The following is a 20,826-nucleotide window of genomic DNA, read 5'->3' on the forward strand; positions in this document are numbered from 1 at the left end:
CGTTACCGCCGCCGGAGCAGTCGGCCGAGCGAGTCCCTCACGGGCTCGCCCGCCTGCTCCGGACGGGTGTTGGAATGGTACCGGTCCCAAAAAACATACATTTAGGGTCTTTATCTACGAGGTTCATGGTAGTTTCGGGCGGAACGGCCCGCTTTTTTCCTTCGGTTTCCTGAGTCCGTGTTACGCACCAAATTGATATCGTGCCCCGTTTCCAAATTGTGACTGTAGGGATTTCGGGCGGATTCCCACGCTGACATCGATTTTTTCTCCCATTGGGGTCGTACGATTTGGGCCGGAGTACGACGGTGGGTGGATGGCCCGTGGAGGGCAGGTATGAACCGGGCACATCGGTTACACGTTGACCGGGGACATGGGTGACAGATCAGGGTGATGAATGCCCTGGGAAACCGAGTCACCAATGGAACAGAGAATACGATTTGCGAGCCTCGCGGAGAGCGGGCAGTTCGAAGTGAAGGAGTTGTGCGCGAGCTTCGGGATCTCGCGAAAGACAGGCCACAAATGGCTGGCGAGGGATCGTGCGGAGGGCACCAAAGGTCTGGCGGACCGTAGCCGGGCACCGAAGTGTGTGGCGAACCGGACGGATGCGGAGGTGGAGCGCCTGATCGTCAGCGAGAAGCGGCTGCATCCAACCTGGGGGCCGAAGAAGCTCAGACGGATTCTGGAGACGAAGCACGGAATGGAAAGGCCGCCGGCGGTGAGCACGGTGGGCGAGGTGCTCAAGCGCCATGGTTTGGTGAAGGCGCGGAAGCGGCGGGGCGGATTGTTCACCGTGGAGCGCGGCACGCTGACAGCACCGGAACGCTGCAACCATGTGCTGGGCGTGGACTTCAAGGGCAACTTTCCGCTGGGCGGCGGTGAGAGGTGCCTGGGGTCAGGCGTTGCATTTCAACATTTGGATACGGCTCCCGGTGAGGGTGATCTTGAGTCCGGCGGGGTGGGTCTTGCAGCGCCGCCCGGTGATGGTGCGCGCTCCCACCCGCTGAAAACAAGAGGCGACCCGCAGCGTAAGGCTCCCATGTTCAAGGCAAAACGTCTGACGATGGCGCTCCTCGGCGGGGCGATGGTGCTGGCAGCGAAGGCGGTGGAACTGCCGACGATGTTCAGCGATCACGCGGTCCTGCAGCAGGGCGAATCCGTCCCGATCTGGGGCTGGGGCGACCCGGGAGAGGTCGTCACGGTGGAATTCGGGGGTCAGAAGGTGTCGGAGAAAGCCGCTGAGAACGGCGAGTGGAGGGTCGAGCTGGAGAAGCTTGAGGCCAACGCCACCGCCCGGAGCATGACGGTGACCGGCGCATCCAGCGGCAAGGTCGAAGTGAAAAACCTCCTGGTCGGTGAGGTCTGGATGGCTTCGGGACAGTCGAACATGCAATGGACGCTCTCCGGGACCGCGCGGGCCAAGGAAGACATCCCGGCCGCAGATTTCCCCGCAGTCCGGATGTTCCTCACGAAGAATGTGACCGCCGTGACACCCCAGCGCAAGGTGGCCGGCTCATGGCTCGAAACCACCCCGGAGAATGCCGGGAGGTTCTCGGCCGTCGGCTACTACTTCGGCCTCAAGCTGCACCGGGAGCTGAACGTGCCGGTGGGCATCATCTGCACCGCCTGGGGCGGCAAGCCATCCGAGGCCTTCACCAGCCGCGAAGGGCTCATGACCGAGCCGGAAGGAAGGGCCCTCGTCGAGCAGCTCGACGCGGCAATGGCGAATTTCGATGCGGACAAGGCCGCCGAAGACCACAAGAAGGCCCTCGCCGCCTGGGAGAAGAAAGTCGCCGAAATCAAGGAGGCCAACAAGACCGCCGGGCAGAAACAGAAGCTTCCCCGCAAGCCGGGCCTGCAGACCAACCCCGGGCTGAATTCAAGCAAGCCGATGTCCATCTACAACGGCATGATCCACCCCTGGGTCGGCTACGCGATGCGCGGTGCCATCTGGTACCAGGGTGAATCCAATGCCAGCCGCGCCAAGCAGTACGAGACGATCTTCCCGCAGCTCATTCTCGACTGGCGGCGTCTTTGGAAAAAGGAACTCCCCTTCTACTTCGTCCAGCTGGCGAACTTCAAGAAGCCCAGCACCGAGCCGGGAGTGCCCGACGCATGGGCGGAACTCCAGAACGCCCAACTCCTCACCCTTTCCCTGCCGAAGACCGGCATGGCCATCATCAACGACATCGGCGAGGCCAACGACATCCACCCGCGCAACAAGCTCGACGTCGGCGAGCGCCTCGCCCGCTGGGCGCTGGCCAAGGACTACGGCAAGGACGACATCGTGATCTCGGGGCCGATCTACAAGGGCTCCAAGATCGACGCTGACAAGATCCGGATCGAGTTCGACCACGCCAAGGGCCTGAAGAGCCGCGATGGCGGCCCGCTCAAGCGCTTCGAGATTGCCGGCGAGGACCAGAAGTGGGTCTGGGCCGATGCGAAGATCGACGGTGAGTCGGTGATCGTCTCGAGCAAGGACGTCCCGAAACCCGTGGCGGTCCGCTACGCCTGGGCCTCCAATCCCGAGGGTGCCAACCTCGTGAATGGCGAAGGCCTCCCTGCTTCCCTCTTCCGCACCGATGACTGGAAGCTGAGCACCGAGAAGTAACTCCCCTCCCCTCGAATGATGAACACCGGACTGATCCGCAGCTTTCACCTCGCGCTGGGCATGGCAGCCCTGCTGCCGCTTTCCGCCGAGGACCCGACAAGAGACCTCCTCGCCGGAAACCCCCTCGATGCCTTCCGCCCGGTGGAGGGATGGCAGGGCGTCGAGCAGGTCAGTGCGGTGGAGGGCAAGTGCGAGGTCACCGTGCAGGGCGAAGGCGCCATTCTGGTGAATTCCCTGAAGCGCGGCGACAAGTCACCCTACCTGCTGACGAAGGAGGAGTTCGGCGACGTCCGGATCGAGCTCGAGTTCATGGTGCCCAAGGGATCGAACGCCGGCGTCTACGTGATGGGACGCTACGAGGTCCAGATCCTCGACAGCTTCGGTCGCGAGCGATTCGGCTCCGGAGATCTCGGCGGGATCTATCAGCGGTGGGATCCGAGCCTGCCGAAGGACAAGCAGGGATTCGGCGGCATCGCGCCGAAGGTCAATGCGGCCAGGGCTCCGGGAGAATGGCAGACCATGGAGATCATTTTCCGCGCACCTCGTTTCGATGCGAATGGGAAGAAGTTCCGCGACGCGACCTTCGAGAGGGTCACGGTCAATGGGCAGCTCGTCCAGGAGAACGCCTCCACCGGCGGCCACACCCGCTCGGCACCGCTCGAGGGCGATGCCACGAAAGGCCCGATCGCCATTCAGGGTGACCACGGTCCGGTGGCGATCCGCCGCTACAAGGTGACCCCCCTGCCGGATCCGGAGATCGCCCGCCTCGCCGAACTCGATGCCTATTGGGCGGAAGTCTCCCGTGCCGTCAATCAAGGCGACTTCGAAGCCTACAAGGCCACCTGCCACGAAAAGGCGGTGCTGGTTTCCGGCAGCAAGAAGGTCAGCTATCCGCTCACCAAGGCACTGGCCCGCTGGAAGCAGGAGTTCGACGACACCAAGGCCGGCAGGATCAAGGCGTCGGTCGAGTTCCGCTTCGCCCACCGCTACGGCGATGCCACCACCGCCCACGAGTCCGGCGTGTTCCGCTACACCCAGGAAAAGGATGGAGAGGCCAAGCCCGAGTACATCGGCTTCGAAGCCCTCCTGCTCAAGGAGGAGGGCGACTGGAAGATCCTGATGGAATACCAGAAGGAAGTGCTCACCCAAGCCGAGTGGGATGCGTTGCAGGATGCCGGCGAATAGCCGTTCATTTCTCACGAGTTCGAAATCCGAACAGATGACAAAGCACCCAAGCACAAAGGAATTTCGAAGGACGAAGTCCCCGAGAGCGGGGCGTCCATCGGGTAGTGCGACCCCCTGAAGGGTGAACTTCCCACCAAATCGGCGGGCCGGTGGCGTACGTAGTTCCTCCTCTGGCAGGTCTACTGTGCCGGCTGTGCGGCTCGTGCGATGCAACCCCCTGAAGGGGGAACTACGAACAGAACAGACGGACTCATCCCCGACAAGGTCCACACCCATACGGAAGGTGCCACCGTGATTGCCGGAGCCGTCTTCAAGAGACTCACGGGGAAAGACGCTCCGGAGCCGGTGCCGACGGAATAGGCTGTCCGACCCCGCTTCCCGATTCGGGTGCCGGGCCCATCGGGCCTGACCATCAAAGGATGCGAAAGACCCGGCCACCCGTCTCGTATGAGTGGGTTGTGAAGCGGCTGTCGATAGGGTCGGCGATCGTGGCGCTGTCGATCAGTGGTTGCGTGCATCAGCGCGTCGCCGAGTCGGTTGCCGAGGCCACCGTGGCCGAAGGCCGGCGTTATGCCGAGGAGGTGGAGGCCCAGTCTCCTTTCGAAACCGTCGAGATCCGCTGGAGCGAGGCGGAGACCCTGATGGAAGAGCGCAATCCCGCCTTCGTCGATGCACGGCGGACCCGCGACAAGGCGCTCGAAGAAAAGCCCCTGGTGGGCGAGATCACCGAAGAGGTGAAGGACGCGGTGACCCTCTCGTTTGATGACATCTTCGACACCAGCTCGCTGCTCAAGTCGCTGAGTGCTCCGGCAACGCAACTTCCCAAGCAGTTTGCATCGATCAGCAAGCTCAAGGATCTTTCGCACGGCATCCAACAGAGTGCCTGGGAGGACGCCGCCAAATCCGTCAACGCGGAGATGGTGATGCGCCGGGAAAAGGTGCGCCTGCACCGCCTCCTGCGCACCGGTGAATTGATCGACCAGGAACTCCGCCAGACCGGCGAGGCACCGGCTTCCCCCGGGACCGACCCGGAGCTGGGCGCGGCGATCGACGATTGGCAGAACCAGTTGCAGCAAAAGCGGGAGGCCTGGATCGAGCAGGTCCGGGAGCTGTTCGACGCGGAGTATCACGACGTGCGCTTCATCCGGGACCGGTCCGCGCTACCGACCTACCGGAAGTCCGGAAACCCGGATCTCACCGAGTGGCAGCGCTGGTGCCGGCTGTGCCGCTCCCACGAGGTCGTCAGCGCGCTGGGCAAGGCCCATGAAAGCTCGAAGCCTGCCGTTCCCGGAACCGAACTGGTGACCGGGACCCTGGGCGAAATGTTCCTTGGTGAGTCGAAGGAGCCGGAGTCGGTGCGCAGCATCGGCTCGGTGCGGAAGGAAGTGCGGTCGCTCATCCAGAACTGGCGGGAGATGAAGGAGGCCCAGCAAGAGGCCGCCCGCCTGGAGAAGGCGGCCCGCAAGCGTGACCGGCTGGATCTGGCCGCCCTCGACACCCGGCGGAAGCTCTTCCAGTGCCGCCTCGAGGAGATCGAGCACGCCAGCGTGGTGTGGATGATGGACGAGAACTGCTGGCAGTGAAGCCAGGCCATCCGGCGCCCGCCCGGGTTCGCCCATGAAACGGCATTGCCACCAATGCAGACCCGCTCTCCCGTTGACTCCGGCACGTTCTCCACCTACGACGGCGCCCGGAATCATGAGCAAACTTGAAGGAAACGTCCTGATCGCCCAAGGCGGCGGCCCCACCGCCGTCATCAACCAGTCCATCGTCGGTGTCGCCCTGGAGGCCCGCAAGTTCCCGCAGGTCGGTCGCGTCTATGGCGCGCACCACGGCGTCGCCGGGATCCTCCACGAGGACTTCCTCGACCTCACCCAGGAGACCACCCACAACCTGGAGATGGTCGCCATGACCCCCAGTTCGGCCCTCGGATCCACCCGGATGAAGCCGACCGAGGACGACTGCCGCCGGATGTTCAAGACCCTGCAGGACCACAACATCCGCTACTTTTTCTACGTCGGCGGCAATGACTCGGCCGACGCCTGCCGCATCGTCAACGAAGAGGCGCAGAAGTCGAACTACGAGCTTCGCTGCATCCACGTGCCGAAGACCATCGACAACGACCTGCCCGGCAACGACCACACCCCCGGCTTCGGCTCGGCGGCCCGCTTCGTTGCCAGCGCCTTCGCCGGCGCCAACCTCGACAACCGCGCCCTCCCGGGCGCCTACATCGGCGTGGTCATGGGACGCCACGCCGGCTTCCTCACGGCCGCCGCGTCACTCGCGAAGAAGTACCCCGACGATGGCCCCCACCTCATCTACCTGCCCGAGCGCACCTTCAGCATCGACCGCTTCGCGGAGGATGTGGAAGCGGTGTATCAGAAGTACGGCCGCTGCGTCGTTGCCGTCAGCGAGGGTGTTCACGATGCCGATGGCGTGCCGATCGTCACCACCCTGCAGAAGGAAGTGGAGCGCGACGATCATGGCAACGTCTCCCTCGCCGGTGGCGCCCTCGGAGACCTGCTGGTCAACACCGTGAAGGAGAAGACAAGCGTCACCCGGGTCCGGGCCGACACCTACGGCTACGTCCAGCGCTGCTTCCCCGGGTGCGTGTCCGACGTCGACCAGCAGGAAGCCCGTGAGGTTGGCGAGAAGGCGGTTCAGTACGCCCTGTGGCATGACCTCGACGGTTCGGTGGCGATCACCCGCACCGGCAATTACTCGGTCGACTACTCGCTGCAGGCTTTCGAAAACGTGGCCGCGCAGACCCGGACGATGGAGGACGAGTTCATCAACGAGGCCGGCAACAACGTCACCGATGCCTTCATCTCCTACGCCCGGCCGCTGATCGGTTCCAACTTCCACACCCCCGCCCGCATCCGCGCGCCCAAGGTCGAGAAGATCGGAGAATAGGGGCTGGACGAGTAGCTGAGCGGAGCCACTCCCACCTCCGCCCGGGCCCGGTTGTGTACGGCGAGAAGCGAGGCGATCTCCTGCTGGGTGAGGACGCGCGAAGCCGTGGCCCGACCTCCCGCACGGGCGGCCCCCTCCCCTCCCTTACCCGGGGTGGCCATCCCGGCATTGGGCGGCGGCACTAACCGATATCAGGCAGCTCATACCCCTCCCGACGCGGGCGGTCCTGCATCTCGGCGGCCTTGGCGTTGGCCGTGACCTTCTGGGCGGCGGGATCCCACTTGACCGGCTCCACGAGGCGCTCGGCGATGCCGGCGAGCTGGCAGATCGTTCCGGAACGATGACCCACCGTCGCCGGGCAGATCGTCGGCTCGCGCGACTGGATCGAATCGATGAAGTTCTGCCGGTGGTTGGTCGACTCGTAGACCTTGACGTCGTCGGTGAACTGGTGGCGGATCAGCTCCTTGGGCATGGAGGCGACCTTGCCGCGGCTGACGTGCACCTCGCCCTCGGTGCCGATGAAGCGGATCATGTGCCCGTGGTTCGGCTTCTTGTCGCGCCACACGGTGATGCCGTCGGCATAGCGGAAGCTGTGATGCTCGGCTCCCTCGAAGCCCTTGGGAATGAACTCCACCGGACCGGTGTCGTCGCGACCCAGTGCCCACTGGACGATGTCGAAGTGGTGGGCACCCCAGTCGCCGAACTTGCGGCTACCATAATCCCAGTAGCAACGCCAGCCGCCACCGTAGTTCCCCTTCACCCGGTTCTCGGAATACTCGTAGAACGGCGTCGGCCCGAGCCAGCGGTCATAGTCGAAGCCTTCCGGCACATCGACCACCTTCTCGTTCTCCGGCGGCTGCGGGAACTGGCCGAGCTGGCAGTAGATTTCCTTCACCTCCCCGATCATACCATTGCGGATCAGGTTGGCGGCGATGCGGAAGTGCGGGGAGGAACGCTGCTGGGTGCCGACCTGGACGATGCGCCCGTACTTCTTCTCGGCCTCGACCATCGCCTTGCCCTCCTCGATCGTGAGCGTCATCGGCTTCTCGACGTAGACGTCCTTGCCCGCCTTCATCGCGGCGATGGCAATGGCGGCGTGCCAGTGGTCCGGCGTGGTGACACACACCGCATCGATGTCCGGATTCGCCAGGACCTCCTCGAACCGCGAGGTCGCCACGATTCCCTCGTGGCCCTTCTGCTTGAGGATGTCGGCGGCTTCCTTGAGCTTCCACGCCTTGACGTCGCAGACGGCGATCGGCTGGACCTCCTTCATCCCGGAAAAGGTCCCGAGATGGCCTTTGGAAATGAGGCCCATCCCGATGAAGCCCATGCCGATCCGCGAACCCGCGGCGGCCTTCGCGGCGGTGCCGAGGGTCTCGGCCCGGATGATCTGCGGCCCGGCCATCACCGTGCCGGCGGCGGCCAGGGATGTCTTGAGGAAACGGCGGCGCGAGTGGCGTACGGAAGGATTCATAACGACCGGCATCTTGCCCTTCCGGTCGATTCCTTCAAGGGACTTTCCCGCCAACTCATGCAGGCGGCGCGGGGGGAGCCGGCGGCGGTGGTGGTGGCGGTGATGGGTCGTTCTTCTTCATAATGGAACGCCCGGCGGCGAAGAGAACCCCGCCGATCACCAGCAGGCGGAGAATGCCGAAGAGCAGAAACAGGCTGGCGACGATGATGCCGGCAACCAGCAGCGGATTCAGCCACGACGGCCTCTTGAAGGGATCGAGACCCTCCGGGTAGGCCTGGTCGCCCATCACGCGAATGCTGAGTTCCTGGCCCTCCATGGCCGTTTCGTCCATCGCCAGCATCATGGACCCTTCCTGCCCGTCCCCGTAGCCGAAGATCACCCGGCGCGGGTGGCGGTCGTTGATGGTGACGTTTTCGACGGTCTCGACCCGGATCACCTTGCCCGGAACCGCCTCGCCCTGCTCCATCGTCTCGTCGTAGCCGGGCAGCTTCGGAAAGATCAGCGCGCTGATGCCCCACGCGATCAGCACGAAGACCAGGAGAAAGCAACCACAGCCCGCCGATCCGGACGCTCCCTTCTTCCCACTGCCGCGACTTACTTGAATTCCCATGACTAAGCTCGGATCGATGCGCGGGAATCATGCCCTTCTCACGCCCGGAATCAAGTTCCCTCACGGTCGTGTCCGGGCAGGGCGATCAAGCTAGGGAGAAGATCCGGACCATGACGCTGTTTGGGGACCAGGATGGATCGGATCAATAGGATGATGTCATGAAGAGTCCTTTCCCATTCGAAGGGATGCACCCTCAAGGTGGGTTTCTTGGTTCAGAGGCCAAAAATCATATCCATCCCATCCATCATGGTCCTGATTCCTCCCCTGAAGCGTGTCCGGGCGAGGCCGCCGAACCGCCCCGGCATGCTTGGCATGAAACGCTGGACCCACGTCGGTGGAATGGTGAAACATCGGAAATGCCCGCCACACCCGGCTTCGCCGTCATGCCGGCCTTCCCGTCTCCAGCAGATTCACCCGCCGTCTTTTCATCCACGAACCACCAGGGGGATGCCTAGCGAAGCAAAAATCGCCGGGCTTGGGCTGGGGGTTCTGGTACTGATGGCGGTCTTCGAGATCGGGCCGATCCATCTCGATGAATATTTCCAGCTGATCGAATTCGCGCAGTACCAACTGGGAAACACCCCGGCCAGCGACCTGCCCTGGGAATTCCACGAGAAGATGCGTCCGACCATCCAGGTCTGGATGGTGGTCGGGATCATCAAGACGCTGAATTTCGTCCACATCGAGGACCCCTTCACGATCGCCCTGATCCTCCGCCTCATCAGCTGCCTCGGCTTCTGGGCGGTCGTCCTGGCATTCAACCAGCTCCTGGGCGCCCGTTGTTTCAAGGACGAGGCGTTCTCGAAGATGTTCCAAGTGAGCACTTACTTCATCTGGTTCGTTCCCTGGGCCAACGCCCACTTTTCCTCCGAGAGCTTTTCGGCGATCTTCCTCCTGTTGGGGCTGTACCCGCTCATCCGGGATCCACACGACAAACGGGGGCTCCTGTGGGCCGGGTTGTGCCTGGGGCTCTCGTTCCTGTTCCGTTACCAGACCGGGATCGCGGCGGCGGGCACCTACCTCTGGTTGCTGCTCGTGGCGAGGGTGCCGGTCGCGAGGATTGCCGGATCCAGTCTCGTTTTCGTCGCGGTGACGGCGGTTGGAGTCATTGTCGATTCGGCATTCTACGGCGAGTGGGTGTTCGCACCCTTCAACTACCTGAAGCTGAATCTCGTCGACGGCAAGGCGAGTTCATTCGGCACCGAACCGTGGTACTACTATGTCACCCATTTTTCATTCAGCAGGCCGCTCATCGGAATCCCTCTCGTCATCCTGTTCGCTCGGGGATTGGTTCTCCGGAGGAATCATCTGTTCACCTGGGTGATCGTCCCCTTCGTCGTGGTGCATTCGCTGATCGCGCACAAGGAGATGCGCTTCCTGTTCCCGATGATCTATCCGTTCATCTTCGTCGCCTTCCACGGGTTCCATTCCTTCTTCGAGAACCGTGAATTCCCTGGCTACCAAAGGGTGCTGACGAGGGTCTTTCTCGGGGCGAATCTTCTCGTGATCCTCCTCGTGATGATCAACCCCCACGAAACCGAAAGCAACTACCGGCACCTTTACCGGAACATTGACAAGGGCGGCGGCACGGTGATCGGCATCGGGCAGGATTGCTACGAGATGTCAGGGTTGAGCGTGAGCTTCTACAGGCCGGACGGGGTGACCTCGATGGTGGTCGATGACAGGGCCGGGCTCCGCGAGCTTCTTGAGGAAAACCGGATCGACGCCGCTTTCGTGATTCACGACCGCTATGACATGGGGCCGGATCTCGATGGATACTCCGTCGAGCGGTCGCACTCGATCTATCCGGAGTGGCTGGTCCGGTGGAAGGGGGCGGAATGGCGTGAATCCCTCGAGTCATCGACCGTCTTCCTGATCCGGAGGAAGTCTCCTCCACAAGGCGGAGGCGCGTGAGAGAAAGCGGGGCCTTCGGTGGCACCAAGGTGCGAACGGCCGGACTTCCGCACCGGGCATCGGGCGCGGGCACAACGCCTGCGCCTAATAAACCGGGCGGGCCACGTAGATCCGGTGTCTTGCCTCGTCGGACTGCTCATGGGGCTTCGCCGGATGCTCCTCCAGATGGAACCCCTCCTTCTTCAACGCCTTTTCGAGTCTTGGCGACGGTTCCGCCATCCAATAGGCGAGGCAGCCACCCGGGTTGAGCGAGTCCCGCAGCAGGGATAGGAATATCGGCGTGTAGAGCTTCGCGTTGTCCCGGGTGATCAGCGCGTCGGGCGTGTCATCGATATCGATCAGGATCGCATCGTAATAATCGCCTTCCCCGAGGCAGTCGAAGAGATCGGCCTGGATCACGTTCGTCCTCGGGTCGTCGAGCAAGGGGCCATTGTGCTCGACCAGATAGGTGCGGTTCCACTCGATGACCTGACCCATCAACTCGGCCACGTCGACGGTGGCCGGCGAGCCGACCAGCTCGAGCACCCGCTTGAGCGTGAAGCCCATGCCCAACCCGCCAATGAGCACCCGCGGGTGTTCCGGCCGGCCGGGCGCTCCTTCCCGCAATTCGGCACAACCCAAATCCGCCAGCATCCGCTCGGAGCACGTCAGGTTCGTGCTCATCAGTTCCAATCCGTCGTATTCGAGGACGAAATCCCCGTCGTGCTTGTAGAGGCAGAGCAGGGTCCCATCGGGCAGGGTGGTTTTGTCGAGGAACGGATCGGACATCGCGGCCCGAGGCTCGGCCGAATCCCCCGCCCCGACAAGGGCATTGAACAAACCTGCGAATCCATGAGGGCGGTCGCCATGGCCGGTGTTCCCTCTTTCGGGGACCGGGATGAATCGGATGGAGCGTTGGCAGGCGGAAGGCTGCTGGTAGTCTGGGTTCATGGCAAACGCAGCGATTTCCATCCGGCCGGCATCACCCTCCGACGTGCCGACGATCGCCGACTTCAACAGGGCGCTGTGCCGCGAAACCGAACACCGGGAACTCGACCCGGCAATCGTGCTCGAAGGGGTGACCCGCTTTGTCACCGAGCGCACGAGGGGCCGCTACTTCGTGGCGGTGCTGGACGGCGAGGTCGTCGGCCAGACCGCCCATACCCACGAATGGAGCGACTGGCGGAACGGCGAGATCTGGTGGATCCAGAGTGTCTATGTGCGTCCCGACATGCGGGGCCGGGGGGTGTTCCGCTCCCTCTTCGAGCACATCAGGAAGCTCGGGCAAGCCGATCCCGTGTGCTGCGGAATCCGGTTGTACATGGAGCGGGACAATCACGCGGCCCGCCGGAGCTACGCCAAGCTCGGCCTCGAGGAGACCGGCTACGAGGTCCTGGAGACGATGTTCTGATCAGCCCGCGTCCTTGGCGGTGCGCAGTTGCTCGAAAATCCGGTCCTTCAGGGCGGCCCGCTCGAACTTGAGCTTCTCGATCTCCTCGTCGGAGATGGGCTGCTGTTCCTCCTCGAGGACGCGGATCTCGTTGTCGAGGGAGTCGTGGCGCTTGACCATCTCGGCGAACTCGGGATCCGTGGAACTCAGGGCGTCGAGCGCGCCTTGGAGATCCGGGAATTCGTGGGCGATGTCGTGGTGTTCGGATAGCATGGTTTTGTGGTTTCGGGTGGTTTATCAGAGTTCGTTGGATCGGCCAGATCAATTGTCGGGAGAGCGGGCCTTCAGTGATTGTCGCGGCGTTTCCGGTCCGCTTCGGCGATGATCTTCGATTCCACGTCCTTCGGGACCTCCTGATAGTGGTCGAAGCATTCGCTGTGGCGGCCCCGCCCGGCGGTGATCGCACGCAGCTGGCTGGAGTAGCGGAAGAGTTCGGACTGGGGCACGTGGGCGATCACCACCTCGAACCGCCCCTCGGTCTCCATGCCGAGCACGTTTCCGCGACGACCGGAGAGGTCGGCGAGCACGCCCCCGACGGCGTCGGAGGGGACCTTGATCCGGAGTTCGGCGACCGGCTCCAGAAGTTTCGGCGACGCGGCGAGGAAGGCTTCGTTGAAGGCACCCTTGCCGGCGATCTGGAAGGCGATGTCCTTCGAGTCCACCGGGTGCTGCTTGCCGTCGTAGAAGTCGATCTTCACGTCCGTCACCGGGAAGCCGCCGAAGGGCCCGGCTTCGCAGGCGGCCTGCACGCCCTTCTCGACCGAGGGAACGAACACCCGGTCGACGTTGTTGCCGACCAGCGACTGGGTGAAGACGACGCCCTCACCGGCGGGAAGCGGCGCGATCCGCATCCAGACTTCGGCGAACTGACCCGCACCCCCCGACTGCTTCTTGTGGCGGTACCGCGCGTCGGCCGGCTTGGTGATGGTCGAGCGGAAGGCGACGCCGGGCTCGACGAGGTCGACCTCGACGTTGAAGCGGCGTTTCAGTTCCTCGACGATGATCTGGAGCTGGATCTCGCCCTGGCCGGAGACGATGGTCTGGCCGAGCACCGGATCGTGGTGGAAGTCGAAGGTCGGATCCTGCTCGCGCAGCATCGAGAGTCCCTCGCCGAGCTTGTTGCTGTCGGCCCGGGAGCGAACCACGAAGGCACCGCTCGTGTTGGGCTGGGGAAAGTCGACCACCGGCAGCTTGAGCGGACGGGCGGGAGCACTCAGCGTGTCGCCACAGTGGGTCACCCGCAGTTTCACCGCGGCCCCGATGTCGCCGGCGTGAAGGGATGGTGTGGGTTCGCGCTCGGAGCCGTTGACCCGGTAGATCTGCCCGAGACGCTCGGTTTCGTTGCGGGATTCGTTGCGCAGTTCGGATCCGGCGACCACGTCGCCGCTGTAGACCCGGAAGAACGAGAGCGTCCCGACGTGCGGTTCGTGCATCGTCTTGAAGACGAAGGCGAGCGCCTCGGAGTCGTCGAGGGAGGCCTTGACCTCCCCGCCGTCGGGGTCCTCGCCCTTCACCGTGGCGCGATCCACCGGGGAACTGCCGTACTTGGCGATGAAATCGAGCACCCGGGTGACTCCCACGTTGGTGGTGGCCGAGGTGGCGAACACGGGAATGACAAGCCCCATCTGGAAGGCCTGGTGGACATGCTTGCGCAGGCTTTCCTCGCTGAGGGTTCCTTTCTCCAGGAATTCCTCGAGCAGCGTGTCGTCGGACTCGGCGACGAGGTCGATGAGCTCGCGGTGCAGCGCGTTCACCCGCTCCTTGAGTTCGCCTTCAGCCGGCTTCTCCTCGAATTCCGGGCTGCCGTCGGCGGCGAAGGTGATGACCTCGGAGCGCATCACGTCGAGCACCGAGCGGAAGCCGGGGCCCTCATCGACAGGCAGGGTGAAGGGAATCACCTTCGGGCCGTAGTGCTCCCGGGCCTCCTCGATGATCTCGTCGAAACGGGTGCGGTCGCGGTCGAGCATGTTGACCACGATGAAGCGCGGAATCCCGTAGTCTTCGGCGGCGGCCCAAACCTCGTCGGCCCCGACCTCGACGCCGTTGACTCCCGAGACCACGACCATCGCCGAGTCCGTGACCCGGACGGCGCTCAGCGGTTCGCTGATGAAGTCCGGCGTTCCGGGGCAGTCGATCAGGTTCACTTCGCGTCCCAGCCATTCGCTGGCCAGCACGCTGGCATGCACGGAGATCTGGTGATCCTTTTCGTCCTGATGGAAGTCCGAGACGGTGCTCCCCTGCTCGATCTCGCCCATGCGGTCGAGGCGGCCGGTGCATCGGAGGATGGCCTCACAGAGCATGGTTTTTCCCGTGGCTGGAGGTCCGGTGACCGCAACGTTGCGGATGTTCGGGGCGCGATAGTCTTTCATGGGTCTGGCGGGTGGTGGGTGGCGCATGGGGCCATCCCGGTTCCTAACGATACCATTCCGGCGATTTCCCGCCCGGAGGTCAACCGTCAGTGGCCGGATCAAAATTGGTGCCCTGAAATTGAGAGATGATGCCTGAACGAGTCCCCCGGCAGAGCGATATCCGACGATCTCGTGGGAATCGGTGCGCAAGCCGGCCCGGGGAAGGCCCCTTCCGGACGCGGCCATGGCCTCATTTCCCGAGTTCCCGCAGGTGGGCATCGACCGACCCGGCCAGCGCGTCGAGGTGGTAGCCGCCCTCGAGGGTGGAAATGATGCGTCCACCGGAGTGTTTTCCGGCCGCTTCAACCAACAGGCGGGTGACCCAGGCGAAGTCTTTCTCGTCCAGCCGCATGCCGCCGAGCGGGTCGTCGCGGTGAGCGTCGAAGCCGGCGGAGATGAAGATGATCTGGGGCCGGTGCTTCTCGATGGCCGGCGTCCAGTCGCGCTCGATGGCGCGCCGGAAGTCCTCGCTTCCGGTCCCGGCGGGCAGCGGCGTGTTGATGATGTGGTCCCGCTTCACGTCGTGGTAGCGGTGCGGATAAAAGGGGTGCTGGAAGCTCGAGCAGACCATGACCTGGGGACGGTCCTGGAACATCTCGACCGTGCCGTTGCCATGGTGGACGTCGAAGTCGAACACCGCCACCCGCTCGATCTCCGGGGTCTCGATCGCGGCGGCGGCACCGACGGCGACGTGGTTGAAGAAGCAGAAGCCCATGGCTGCGTTGCTCTCGGCATGATGGCCCGGCGGGCGCATCGCGCAGAACACCCGGCGGGCCTCTCCGCGGGTGACCAGCGCCACGGCCTCCTCGAGGGCGCCGGATGCCAGGCGGGCGGCGCGCAGGGTGCCGGGCGACATCGCGGTGTCGCCATCGAGGTCGAAAAGCCCCTCGTCGGGGGACGACGCGAACACACCGTCGAGGTAGCGGGCGTCGTGGACGTGCTCCAGGGCTTCGCGGCTGACCAGGGGCGGCTCCCGGACTTCCCATTCATCGAGCATCTTTTCCTGCTGGAGGCGACGCAGGATTGCCTGGCGCCTTTCCGGACGCTCCGGATGGCCCGGGTGCATGCGGTGCGCGTCGCAGGCGTCGTGGGTGAAGAGGATGGGCTTCATCGGGCGCGTTGGATCGGGGTTGCCACCGGCTCAGCACAGGCCGAGCAGCAGGCCTTCATGGGTCAGGAGCTTGTGCTTGATGTCGAGTCCGCCACCGAAGCCGGTGAGGGATCCATCGGCACCGATCACGCGATGGCACGGGACGATGATCGAGATCGGATTCGAGCCGGTTGCGAGGCCGACGGCGCGCACGCTTTTCGGGTTCTTGATCCGCCGGGCGATGTCGCCATAGCTGCAGGTCTCGCCGAAGGGAATCTGCGACAACTGCTGCCACACCTGCTTCTGAAACGTCGTGCCCTGGCGATCGAACTGGATCTCGAAAGACTGCCGTTGCTTGGCGAAGTACTCGGCGAGCTGAGTCTCGGCAGCGTTGAGGTGCGGGTTCCCGGGGTCATCCGGCGGCGCCTGCCGGTCCGGTGCCCGATGGGCGAAGAAGAGCCCCGCGAGACCCTTGCGGGTGGCGAAGAGAAGCAACCCGCCGACCGGGCTGTCGACCTCCCGGGAGCAGGTGGCGTGATCCGGGCATCCTTTCATGGGAACAGCTTCTCACCGCGACGGGGGTCGGGCAAGAGGCATCGGAGCGGAACCCGGTTTCCGGGACCGGTTCGAAGGCGGCTCCCGGGCAGGGGTCCATCCGCCCGAGTGTTCCGACCTTTCCGGGATTTCGGAAAATGCCTGTTGGCCCCGAAGCGGCTGCCGTGCCTGACTGGGAGCAAGCGCCCGCCTCCAAACCGACTTCTCATCATGACCGACAGCACCTCCTTGACCGAAGCTCCGTGGGAGCTTCTTCACGACCTGATTGACCGCTCCGATTCCGCGGGCGCGAAGGACCTGATCGACCAACTCGGGGCGGATGAACAGAGGCGCTTGTTTTCCCGGCTGGAACTGGAGGAGCGGCAAGCCCTGCTGACACTGCTCGGCCCGGAGGATGCCGCCGCGCTCCTCGAGCACCTGGTTCCGCAGCAGGCGGTGGAGGTCCTCGAAGAACTCGCCCCGGATTATTCGGCGGACGTCATGGAGGAACTCTCGGACGAGCGCAGCGCCGAACTCCTCCGCGAAATGGACCGCGAGGAGTCATCGGCGATTCTCGACGAGTTCGACGATGTCGAGGACTCGGAAGCCTTCCGCCGACGTCTCGACTGCGAGTCGGGAAGCGCGGGGGGCCTGATGGTGGAGATGTACCATTCCTTCCAGGCAAGCGAAACCATCGGCGCGGTGCTCCGGAGCTTCGGCAAGGAGGACGATGATTTCGGGGACCTTGAAATCCAGTATGCCTACGCGGTCGATGCCGACGGCCGGTTGATCGGCGTGCTGCCGGTGCGCGATCTGGTCCGGACCCCGCCCCGGGCCCGCGTGAACGAGGTGATGATCGCCAATCCGCTGTCGGTCACGCTCGACACGCCCCTGCAGGAGCTGCGGCGGATCTTCGACGAGAAGTCCTTCCTCGGGCTGCCGGTGGTCGATGCCGATGGCAGGCTCTGCGGCGTGGTGTCGCGCTCCGCGGTGCGCCGCGCGACCACCAGCGAACAGACCGACGCCTTCCTGAAGCTGAGCGGCATCATCGGCGGCGAGGAGCTTCGCAGCATGCCCTTCTGGAGCCGTTGTTTCCGCCGCCTTGCGTGGCTGGGGCCGAACATCCTGCTCAATCTTCTGGCCGCCAGCGTGATCGCCTCCTTCGAGGGCACGCTGCAGGCGGTGATCGCGCTCGCGGTGTTCCTGCCCATCGTTTCCGACATGAGCGGCTGCGCCGGCAACCAGGCCGTCGCGGTGAGCATCCGCGAGCTGACCCTCGGCGTCATCAAGCCGCTGGACTTCCTTCGCGTCGCCTTCAAGGAAGGGTCGGTGGGAATCGTCAACGGGATCATCCTCGGGATCCTGCTCGGGATCGCGGCCTTCCTCTGGAAGGACAATGTCTACCTGGGGATGGTGGTGGCGGCGGCGCTCGGGCTGAACACCGTTTTCTCGGTGCTTCTGGGCGGCCTGGTGCCGCTGGGCTTGAAGCGCTTCGGCATCGATCCCGCGCTCGCTTCCGGCCCGATCCTCACCACCTGCACCGACATGTGCGGATTCTTCCTCGTCCTGAGCTTCGCCACGGTGGCACTGGCTCATCTTTGAGCGGAGAAGCGCCGGGCTACTCTTCCGGCAGCGGCACCTGGTGGGGGTGCATGAGGTAGGCGACAAGGTCGCGGCGCTGGCCGGGCTCGAGCGTCGAAAGCAGCCCGGCGGGCATGAACGAGTCGCTCAGCGGAGTCTCGGATTCGATCGCGGAAAGGGCGATTGTCTCGATGGTCGTCAGGGTCTGGATTTCGAGGGACTGCCGCTGTCGACGACGGACGATGCCGCTGAGCGTGCGGCCATCCTCGAGGGTGAGCACCGTGACCTGCTGGTCCTTGGAAACCACGGCGGATGGCGTGACGATGTTCTCCAGCAGGTAGTCGAGGTCGCCACGTCCGCCGCCGGTCAGGTCCGGGCCGATCGCCCGGCCCCGGCCGTAGAGCGGATGGCAGCCGGCGCAGGTCGCCTCGTAGAGCACGCGGCCGTTCGGGAGATCGGCGGCGGCGAGGGCCGCCGGGGTCAACTCCCGGCGGTACTGCTCGATGAGGGCCTGCTGCCCGGCGGCGACCTCGGTCACCTTCCCCCAGTGGCGGACCAGCTTGGCGTCGAGCCCGGGGTCGCCGAGCTTGAGGACCTGGCGTGCGTGGAAGGGCGTGAGGGTGGTTCGGGGGAGCTTGCCTGCGGCAATGCGGTCGAGCAAGGCATGAGCAAACGGTGCCCGCGAGACCATGACCTCGATCACACGGGCGCGGTCGCCGGGGTGGAAGTTCTGGTACCTGAGGATGATCCGCCTGCCCGTTTCGGGGTCATCGGATCGGGCCAGCCCGTCGAGGGCGACGGTGTTCAGAAAGCGCACGTTGAGCACCTGAAGACAGAGGTCCTGGAGGTCGTCGGGGTTTTTCTGGACGAGGGTCCGCAGCGCCGCCTTGCGGGTGTCGAGGGGTGCCCCGGGGTCCAGAACGAGACGCCTGATGTCGGCCAGGTTCCGACCGTCGCCGAAGAGCGCATTGAGGTGGTCCAGGTCCTGGCGAACCGCGGCGGCGTCCGACCCGGCCAGGGATTCCGTGAAGCGTTTCCACGACCGGGGCTCGGGTGCCGACTGGCGGGCGACGAAGCCGGTGGCGAGTCCACGCAGGATGTCGGCCTTGGCCGCGACGCCCGCTTTGGCGGTCTTGGCGAGAAGCAGGTCGAGGGCGGTGGCGGCATGCTCCGCGGCGAGAAAGCGGGCGGTGAACTCTCGAATCGTCGGGATTTCCGATTCGGCCGCGACGGCAGCCAGTACGGAGGCGTCCTCCCGTCCGAGTGGAATGAGCCCGAACCAGATCATGAGCGGGATATTGTGATCGGTGGCGTCTTCGGCGTGCCGGACCAGCGGGATCGCTAGCCGGGAGCGGAGATCCACGGGCAGCCGCTGCAACACCGAGGCGAGGCTGAGACGAACCATCGGAGAAGGATCGTCCGTCGCGAGTTCGATGAACCGGGGCAGGAGTTCGCGCGCCTGGTCGGAAGCTTCGGGACGGGGCGGACGCTCGCTCAGGACCGTGTCGAGCGGGAACCGATCGGTGAGAAGCCGGATGGCCCACACGCGGACATGCTCGTCGGGGTCATCGAGAAGACCGACCAGATCATCGCGGCCGATCGCATCGACGCGATGGAGCGACCAGAGGGAGCACAGCCGGAGCGCCGTGGTCCGCTCCCCGGCCTTGGTGCCGGCGAGTGAGTCCTCGAACCAGCGAAGGACTTGCGGATCCCGGTCCCCACGCAGCCGCGACATGCGGGAGTGCCAGGCGTTCGCGCCCGAGTGCCCGGCAATGACGTCCCCGGGGGTGGGATCCCCCCCTGAGACGGTGCTTTCCCGCTGCGGTGCCTCGCGGTGGGTGACCTTGAAAATGCGGCCGCTATTGCGGTGGACTCCGGTGTTCTCGTGGCACTCGCCGGTGTCGGACCAGTCGATGACATACACCCCGCCGTCCGGACCGGTGGTCAGGTCGATGCCGCGGAAGAACGGGTCACCGGAAACGAGGAGGTCCTCGCCGTGCCGGGCGACGTAGCCGGAGCCGCGTCGTTCGAGGATCTCCTGGTTGGCGCGCCGGCCGTGCTGGTTGAGCGTGAAGAGGTGGTTGCGATACTCCCGCGGCCAGTGGTCGGCCTGATAGATCATCGCGCCGATGTGGCTGTGGCCTCCGCCGAAGTCGTTCGCCGCGCCATCGCGGGACTGGCTCCAGCTGCCGGTGGTGTCGAAGTGCCAGTGGTCGGCGTGGGTGTCGATCAGTTCGTAGGTCCACGGGTTCGGGTCGATACTCGTCCCGCGCACGTAATGCGCCCCCGTGATGTGGTGCCACAGGTGGCCGTTCACCGTGTTGACGAAAAAGAGCTCGCCGTGGCGGTCCCAGTCGTGGCCCCAGGGATTGGTGAGGCCGGAGTTGAGGGTTTCATACACCCGGCTCTGCGGATGATACCGCCAGATGCCGCCGCGGAGTGGAATGCGTTGCTTTTCCGGAGTGCCGGGGGCCCCGACTTCGCCCGGGGCGGAGGCACCGCAGCGGCCGTAGAGCCAGCCGTCGGGTCCCCAGCGCAGGCCGTTGGCGAAGTTGTGATGGTTGGCCTCGGGGACGGTGAAACCATCGAGTGCCACCCTCGCCGGGCCGTCCGGCACGTCGTCGCGATCGGCATCGGGAATGAAAAGCAACCGCGGCGGGCACATCACCCACAGACCGTCGGGCGCCCACTCGATGCTGGTCAGGTTTTGCAGCCGGTCGTGGAAGACGACGCGCTCGTCCGCCCGGTGGTCGTGGTCGCTGTCCTTGAAGATGACGACACGATCGCGGTGTCGTGGATCGAAGTTCGCGCCGAGTCGCTCGAAGGTGAAATTTTCCGCGACCCACAGGCGGCCGCTGCCGTCCCACGAGACGGCGATGGGATTGCGGATCTCCGGCTCGGCGGCGAAGACGTGGACCTCGAAGCCCCCGGGGACCTGGAACGACGCGGCCGCCTTCGCGGGGGCGAGCGGCGAGCCCTCGACCGTTTCGCTGTCAATCGGCTCGGGGAAGGGCTCCCCGAACAACGGCGCCGTACAGGCGAGAACCAGAGCCGAGCATTTCATGGCGGCAGCATGGCGG

Annotated in this window: 15 protein-coding genes; 7 read left to right on the top strand and 8 right to left on the bottom strand. The window is 64.7% G+C overall.

Going from position 1 to position 20,826, the window contains the following annotated elements; genetic code table 11:
* The first annotated feature begins 418 nt into the window (after positions 1-418).
* The 4 genes from ACG2LG_RS18725 (at position 419) to ACG2LG_RS18740 (ending at position 6,706) form a co-directional block, all read left to right on the top strand.
* Positions 419-2,608: a sialate O-acetylesterase gene (locus ACG2LG_RS18725; protein WP_396261583.1), complete on the top strand. Its 2,190-nt coding sequence runs from the start codon at positions 419-421 to the stop codon at positions 2,606-2,608.
* An 18-nt stretch (positions 2,609-2,626) separates the two neighbouring features.
* Positions 2,627-3,793, top strand: coding sequence for a family 16 glycoside hydrolase (locus tag ACG2LG_RS18730; RefSeq protein ID WP_396261585.1), 1,167 nt, complete (start codon positions 2,627-2,629; stop codon positions 3,791-3,793).
* Positions 3,794-4,212: 419 nt separating this feature from the next.
* Positions 4,213-5,376 carry a hypothetical protein gene (locus tag ACG2LG_RS18735; RefSeq protein ID WP_396261586.1) on the top strand — a complete coding sequence of 388 codons (1,164 nt, stop codon included), beginning with the start codon at positions 4,213-4,215 and terminating at the stop codon, positions 5,374-5,376.
* A 115-nt stretch (positions 5,377-5,491) separates the two neighbouring features.
* Positions 5,492-6,706, top strand: a complete 1,215-nt coding sequence (locus ACG2LG_RS18740; protein ID WP_396261588.1) for a 6-phosphofructokinase — start codon at positions 5,492-5,494, stop codon at positions 6,704-6,706.
* A gap of 181 nt (positions 6,707-6,887) precedes the next feature.
* On the opposite strand, the gene ACG2LG_RS18745 is transcribed toward ACG2LG_RS18740, so the two are convergent.
* Positions 6,888-8,180, bottom strand: coding sequence for a Gfo/Idh/MocA family protein (locus tag ACG2LG_RS18745; protein WP_396261589.1), 1,293 nt, complete (start codon positions 8,178-8,180; stop codon positions 6,888-6,890).
* 55 nt (positions 8,181-8,235) lie between these two features.
* Positions 8,236-8,790, bottom strand: a complete 555-nt coding sequence (locus ACG2LG_RS18750) for a hypothetical protein (protein ID WP_396261591.1) — start codon at positions 8,788-8,790, stop codon at positions 8,236-8,238.
* A 447-nt stretch (positions 8,791-9,237) separates the two neighbouring features.
* Here ACG2LG_RS18750 and ACG2LG_RS18755 point away from each other — a divergent pair, with 447 nt between their 5' ends.
* Positions 9,238-10,704: a hypothetical protein gene (locus ACG2LG_RS18755; protein ID WP_396261593.1), complete on the top strand. Its 1,467-nt coding sequence runs from the start codon at positions 9,238-9,240 to the stop codon at positions 10,702-10,704.
* A gap of 84 nt (positions 10,705-10,788) precedes the next feature.
* On the opposite strand, the gene ACG2LG_RS18760 is transcribed toward ACG2LG_RS18755, so the two are convergent.
* Positions 10,789-11,472, bottom strand: coding sequence for a spermine synthase (locus tag ACG2LG_RS18760; RefSeq protein WP_396261595.1), 684 nt, complete (start codon positions 11,470-11,472; stop codon positions 10,789-10,791).
* A gap of 160 nt (positions 11,473-11,632) precedes the next feature.
* Here ACG2LG_RS18760 and ACG2LG_RS18765 point away from each other — a divergent pair, with 160 nt between their 5' ends.
* Entirely contained in the window at positions 11,633-12,094 is a 462-nt protein-coding gene (locus ACG2LG_RS18765; protein WP_396261597.1) for a GNAT family N-acetyltransferase, read from the top strand.
* Here ACG2LG_RS18765 and ACG2LG_RS18770 read toward each other — a convergent pair whose 3' ends face one another.
* The 4 genes from ACG2LG_RS18770 to ACG2LG_RS18785 form a co-directional block, all read right to left on the bottom strand.
* Entirely contained in the window at positions 12,095-12,346 is a 252-nt protein-coding gene (locus ACG2LG_RS18770) for a YdcH family protein (protein ID WP_396261598.1), read from the bottom strand.
* A gap of 71 nt (positions 12,347-12,417) precedes the next feature.
* Positions 12,418-14,502 (bottom strand): elongation factor G, encoded by a 2,085-nt coding sequence (locus tag ACG2LG_RS18775; protein ID WP_396261600.1) that lies wholly within the window; start codon positions 14,500-14,502, stop codon positions 12,418-12,420.
* A 229-nt stretch (positions 14,503-14,731) separates the two neighbouring features.
* On the bottom strand, positions 14,732-15,652 hold the full coding sequence (locus ACG2LG_RS18780; RefSeq protein ID WP_396261601.1) for a histone deacetylase family protein: 921 nt from the start codon (positions 15,650-15,652) through the stop codon (positions 14,732-14,734).
* A gap of 30 nt (positions 15,653-15,682) precedes the next feature.
* Entirely contained in the window at positions 15,683-16,186 is a 504-nt protein-coding gene (locus tag ACG2LG_RS18785; RefSeq protein ID WP_396261603.1) for a methylated-DNA--[protein]-cysteine S-methyltransferase, read from the bottom strand.
* 210 nt (positions 16,187-16,396) lie between these two features.
* Here ACG2LG_RS18785 and ACG2LG_RS18790 point away from each other — a divergent pair, with 210 nt between their 5' ends.
* On the top strand, positions 16,397-17,767 hold the full coding sequence (locus ACG2LG_RS18790; protein WP_396261604.1) for a magnesium transporter: 1,371 nt from the start codon (positions 16,397-16,399) through the stop codon (positions 17,765-17,767).
* A 16-nt stretch (positions 17,768-17,783) separates the two neighbouring features.
* On the opposite strand, the gene ACG2LG_RS18795 is transcribed toward ACG2LG_RS18790, so the two are convergent.
* Entirely contained in the window at positions 17,784-20,810 is a 3,027-nt protein-coding gene (locus tag ACG2LG_RS18795) for a PVC-type heme-binding CxxCH protein (protein WP_396261606.1), read from the bottom strand.
* Between the last annotated feature and the right edge of the window lie 16 nt (positions 20,811-20,826).

The organism is Haloferula sp. A504 (assembly GCF_044385805.1).
Lineage (GTDB): Bacteria > Verrucomicrobiota > Verrucomicrobiia > Verrucomicrobiales > Akkermansiaceae > Haloferula.